The following is a 4770-nucleotide window of genomic DNA, read 5'->3' as shown; positions in this document are numbered from 1 at the left end:
ACGCGGAGGACACGGCGGGCGCCGGGGCCGGCGAACATGCCGCGGCTCGGGGTGCAGAGGACGGCGAGGTGGGCGCCGAAGCCGGCGCCGACGTTCCCGGGGTCGAGGACGCCACGCTCCCCGCCGCACCGACGACCACCGCGACCCCGCTCGGCCGTGCAACTGAGCCCGGCACCGCGACACCGCCCGGCAGTGCTCATGAGCCGGACAGTGCCACCGCGCCCGAGACGCCCGACGGCGAGCAGCCGCCCCTGACCCGACGGAGGAGGAACCGTGCCCCGCAGTAGTGCCGCGTTCACGCGCGAACCCATCGACATCGCGGCGCTGGCGGAAGCCGTCTCGGCCGTGCTCACGCCCGAGGAGCTCGCGGCGACACCGATCGAGGTGCGCCCGCTCGACGACGGCGCGGCCGCCCAGGTCGTGATGCTCGACCGGGTCGTGCTGACGGTGCTGCGCCCACGGCTCCTGCCCTCACCGGCGGAGGTCGCCCGCGTCTACGGCACCGTCGAACCGCCGGCCGACGCGGGATGGGCGACCGATTGCTACACGACGTGGGAGCCCGAGGGCGTCATCGGCATGCGCCTGATCGAGGCGGCAGCCGCCGCTCGCGGCGGGGCGGCGGTGCACCTGGGCTGAACCGGGCGACGATGGCGACGGCCCGCCTGCGGGCCGATCTCTCGACCGCGAACGCTGTCGTTGCGTCATCTGCGACCTGTCGGGCCGTCGTAACATGTCGACGCTGGTCTCTTCACGCTGTGATTCAGCCCCCTACGATCCCACCAGGAACGACTTCTGGGGGTCAGTGCACGTCACGCTCCAACGAAAATAGAGACGACAACCCCACGCTCCAACTGAAAGCCGATCTTGTTGTAGTTTCGCAGGGTGGATGCCACGAAATTTGCAGACTCCGTCTTCGGCCGAGCGACTCGCGAACCGGGCAAGAAGGACGCCTTCGTTTACTACCATCCGCGTCCGATCCCTCGCGGACTCGACCTCTCCGCCTCCGTGGTGTCCTCATTGTCGGAGGCGGATGCAGCGTTGGGGCATCTGCAAGGCCTCGGCATGCTCATCACAGATCCGTCTCTCCTCATTGGGCCGTACCTCCGCCGCGAGGCTCTCGCCAGCTCGCGTATCGAAGGAACCCAGGCATCACTTTCGGAGGTCTTCCAGGCGGAGATCGACGCCGACGCACGAAATGACGACACGGCCGAGGTGCACCGGTACCTCCAGGCTACGAACCAGGCGTATGAGTTGGCAGCAACCCTTCCCCTCACCCAGCGGCTCATTCTGCAGGTGCATGAGACTCTCCTGACAGGCGTGCGAGGCGAGGAGAAGTCGCCTGGGGAGTTTCGACGTTCACCGGTTTGGGTGGGTCGAGCAGGAGCAACCCCCGACACCGCAACATTCGTCCCCCCGTTGCCGCACCACCTCGGCGACCTCCTCGCGGACTGGGAGCGGTTCGTCAACGACGACGGTCGGGCGCTTCCCGCGCTCGTTCAGGCAGCGCTCATGCACTACCAGTTCGAGACGATCCACCCGTTCCTCGATGGAAACGGACGAATCGGGCGCCTGCTCATCAACCTCCTACTCATGGAACGCAAGCGGCTCCCGCTTCCGCTGCTCTATCTCTCCAATTACTTCGAAACCCACCGTGAGGAGTACTACCAGCGGCTGCAGGCTGTCCGCGAGAGCGCCGACATCGAGGGGTGGTTCGTCTTCTTTCTCGATGCCGTACGAGCGCAGGCTGACGACGCCGTCACACGTTCACGTCGCCTCATATCGATCCGCGAGAGTTATCACGCCGACGCGATCAAGGAACGCTCGAGCCTGCCCCGACTCGTCGACATCATCGTGCGCAACCCCTTCGTCACCGTCAAGTCCGTCCAGGACGGATTGGACCTCACCAATCAGGGGGCGCGCAACCTCATCAAGAATGCCGAGACACGGGGATGGCTTCGCTCGCTCGGCACCCACGGGCGCGGCGGGCGGGAGCGATGGTACGCACCCGCCATCTTCGAGGTGATCGAGATGCCCATGCGCTACGAAGACGAGTGAACACAGGACCCGACTCTTCCGACATCGGCGGAAGCGGAACCCAGTCCCCACATCACTCCACCGTCAGCGGGGCCACCTTCGCCAGGAACGTCACCGTCTCGGCCAGCGCCTGCTGCGCCTCGGGCCGGTCGAGGTGGAACTGGTACTCATGCGGCAGGGCGGGGGTGTGATCCGCCGGCCAGAACAGCGTGGTCACATCGACGTCGAGCTGCCGCAGGCGTTGCGCCATCGGAATGCCCTGCAGCCAGGTGAGGCCGTCGCCGTTGCCTCCGCTGATGTAGGTCGGCGGGAATCCGGATGCCGCGAAGTCGATCGTCGACATGGTCGCGCCCGCGCTCTCGACCGACCAGTCCTTGGTGCCGGTGTAGGCCCACAGCGACGACGAGAATCCCCACCCGATCAGGCCGTTGAGGTCGTCCATCGAGCGCAGGTCGTAGATGCCGCAGTTCAACACGACCCCCACGAGCTGCGGCGCCGAGAGCGCCGGTGCGATGTCGAGCAGGTCGGCGTACTCGCTGTCGGTGGTGAGCGCGGCCAGCTGGCTGGCGAGCTGGGCACCCGCCGAGTCCCCGGCCAGCACGATCCGGTCCGGGTCGACCGAGAGGTCGTCGGCGTGCGCGTCGATGTAGGCGAGGGCGTCGTTGAGTTGTCGGACGGCGGTGGGATACACCTGCTCGGGGCCGAGGCTGTAGTTCAGACCGATCGCGCTGTAGCCGGTGGAGGCGAGGATGCGCAGGTACGGGTCGACGTTGGCCGACGAGCCCGAGACCCAGGCTCCGCCGTGGATCCAGATGACGGCTGGTCGCCTCTCCCCCTCGTCGGCCGTGGTGAAGAGGTCGAGGGTCGTGTCCCCACCGCCCGCAGCATTCTGCGCGTCGCCGTACGGCACGCCGAGCTCGGTGCGCAGCGGCGTGTCGGGAACGTGGCGCTGCATCTCGGCGACGGTGTCGGCGCCGTTCTTCTCGAAGACCGCGCGCACGATCATCGCCGACGGCCACGGGGTGAGGGAGAAGACCGCGGTGACCACGAGCGCGACGCCCACGATGATCGCGGCGGACACGGCGAGACGCCGTCGCTTGCGCCGCGGCATCGGGTGCTCGGCATCCGGCTGTGGCTTCATTCGTGATCCCCTCGTTCTCCCCGTGCTCAGTGTGGCAGCCGAGGCGGCGACGTCGCGCGCTCCGCGGCCCGCCGACCGCGGGAACGACGGATGCCGCCACCCTCGGGCGACGGCATCCGGTCGTTCGTCGGGGGTCAGGCCCCGCGCAGGCGCTCCGCGAGGTAGCCGTGCAGGGCATCGAGACCGATGCGCTCCTGGCCCATCGTGTCGCGATCGCGGACCGTCACGGCGTTGTCGTCGAGCGAGTCGAAGTCGACGGTGACGCAGAACGGGGTGCCGATCTCGTCCTGGCGGCGGTAGCGGCGGCCGATGGCGCCGGCGTCATCGAAGTCGATGTTCCACCCGGCCGCACGCAGCGTGTCGGCGACCTCGCGCGCCAGCGGAGACAGGCGCTCGTTGCGCGAGAGCGGCAGCACGGCGACCTTGACGGGCGCGAGGCGCGGGTCGAGCTTGAGCACCGTGCGGGTGTCGGTGCCGCCCTTGGCGTTGGGCACCTCTTCTTCGCGGTACGCGTCGACGAGGAACGCCATCATCGCGCGGGTCAGGCCGAACGAGGGCTCGATGACGTAGGGCGTGTACTTCTCGCCCGAAGCCTGATCGAAGAACGTGAGCGACTGACCCGACGCCTCGGAGTGGCTCTTGAGGTCGTAGTCGGTGCGGTTGGCGACGCCCATGAGCTCGCCCCACTCCTTGCCCGGGAAGCCGAAGCGGTACTCGACGTCGATCGTGCCGGCGGAGTAGTGCGCGCGGTCGTCCTCAGGGACGTCGAAGCGCTTCATGTTCTCGGGGTCGATGCCCAGCTCGATGAACCAGTCCCAGCACGCCTCGACCCAGTGCTCGAACCACTCGTTCGCCTCGGCGGGCGGGGTGAAGTACTCGATCTCCATCTGCTCGAACTCGCGCGTGCGGAAGATGAAGTTTCCGGGCGTGATCTCGTTGCGGAACGCCTTGCCGACCTGGCCGACGCCGAACGGGGGCTTGCGACGGGATGCCGTGAGCACGTTCGAGAAGTTCACGAAGATGCCCTGCGCGGTCTCGGGGCGGAGGAAGTGCAGGCCCGACTCGTCGTCGACGACGCCGAGGTAGGTCTTGACCAGGCCCGAGAACGACTTGGGCTCGGTGTACTGGCCCTTGGTGCCGCAGTTGGGGCACGGTACGTCGGCGAGACCGTTCTCGGCCTTGCGGTTCTTGCGGGCCTCGAAGTCTTCGATGAGGTTGTCGGCGCGGAAGCGCTTGTGGCAGCTGAGGCACTCCACCAGCGGGTCGGTGAAGGTGGCGACGTGGCCCGACGCCTCCCACACGCGCTTGGGCAGGATGATGCTCGAGTCCAGGCCCACCATGTCGCCGCGACCGCGCACGAACGTCTGCCACCACTGGCGGCGGATGTTCTCTTTCAGCTCCGTGCCGAGGGGGCCGTAGTCCCACGCCGAGCGCGAACCGCCGTAGATCTCACCGGCCTGGAACACGAACCCGCGATGGCGGGCGAGGGCGATGACCTTGTCGAGGCGGGACTGTTCGGCCACGGTGGCTCCAATGGTCGCAAAGATATGGGGATCGTGCGCGAGTGCGCGGCATCCAGTTTATCGAAGCGGCCC

At 67.8% G+C, this 4770-nt stretch carries 5 protein-coding genes; 2 read left to right on the top strand and 3 right to left on the bottom strand.

Annotated elements, in window-relative coordinates:
* Positions 1-200: hypothetical protein (locus tag RWP81_RS14390; protein WP_314457217.1), on the bottom strand; the 200-nt coding region annotated here is incomplete at its 3' end.
* A gap of 73 nt (positions 201-273) precedes the next feature.
* Here RWP81_RS14390 and RWP81_RS14385 point away from each other — a divergent pair.
* A complete protein-coding gene (locus tag RWP81_RS14385; RefSeq protein ID WP_314457215.1) occupies positions 274-636 on the top strand; it encodes a hypothetical protein in 363 nt (120 codons plus the stop codon).
* Between the two features lie 246 nt (positions 637-882).
* Positions 883-2055: a Fic/DOC family N-terminal domain-containing protein gene (locus tag RWP81_RS14380; protein WP_314457213.1), complete on the top strand. Its 1173-nt coding sequence runs from the start codon at positions 883-885 to the stop codon at positions 2053-2055.
* A 52-nt stretch (positions 2056-2107) separates the two neighbouring features.
* Here RWP81_RS14380 and RWP81_RS14375 read toward each other — a convergent pair whose 3' ends face one another.
* Positions 2108-3175, bottom strand: a complete 1068-nt coding sequence (locus RWP81_RS14375) for an alpha/beta hydrolase (protein WP_314457211.1) — start codon at positions 3173-3175, stop codon at positions 2108-2110.
* A 134-nt stretch (positions 3176-3309) separates the two neighbouring features.
* A complete protein-coding gene (locus tag RWP81_RS14370) occupies positions 3310-4698 on the bottom strand; it encodes a glycine--tRNA ligase (protein ID WP_314457209.1) in 1389 nt (462 codons plus the stop codon).
* Positions 4699-4770: the final 72 nt, after the last annotated feature.

Source organism: uncultured Microbacterium sp., from assembly GCF_963521695.1.
GTDB lineage: Bacteria > Actinomycetota > Actinomycetes > Actinomycetales > Microbacteriaceae > Microbacterium.
The sequence above is the reverse complement of the archived record's forward strand: the minus strand, read 5'-3'. Positions and strand labels throughout refer to the sequence as shown.

What these genes read in the sequence shown, in the direction of transcription:
- RWP81_RS14375 (WP_314457211.1), bottom strand. Translation starts at nt 3,175, where the DNA reads ATGAAGCCACAGCCGGATGCCGAGCACCCGATGCCGCGGCGCAAGCGA.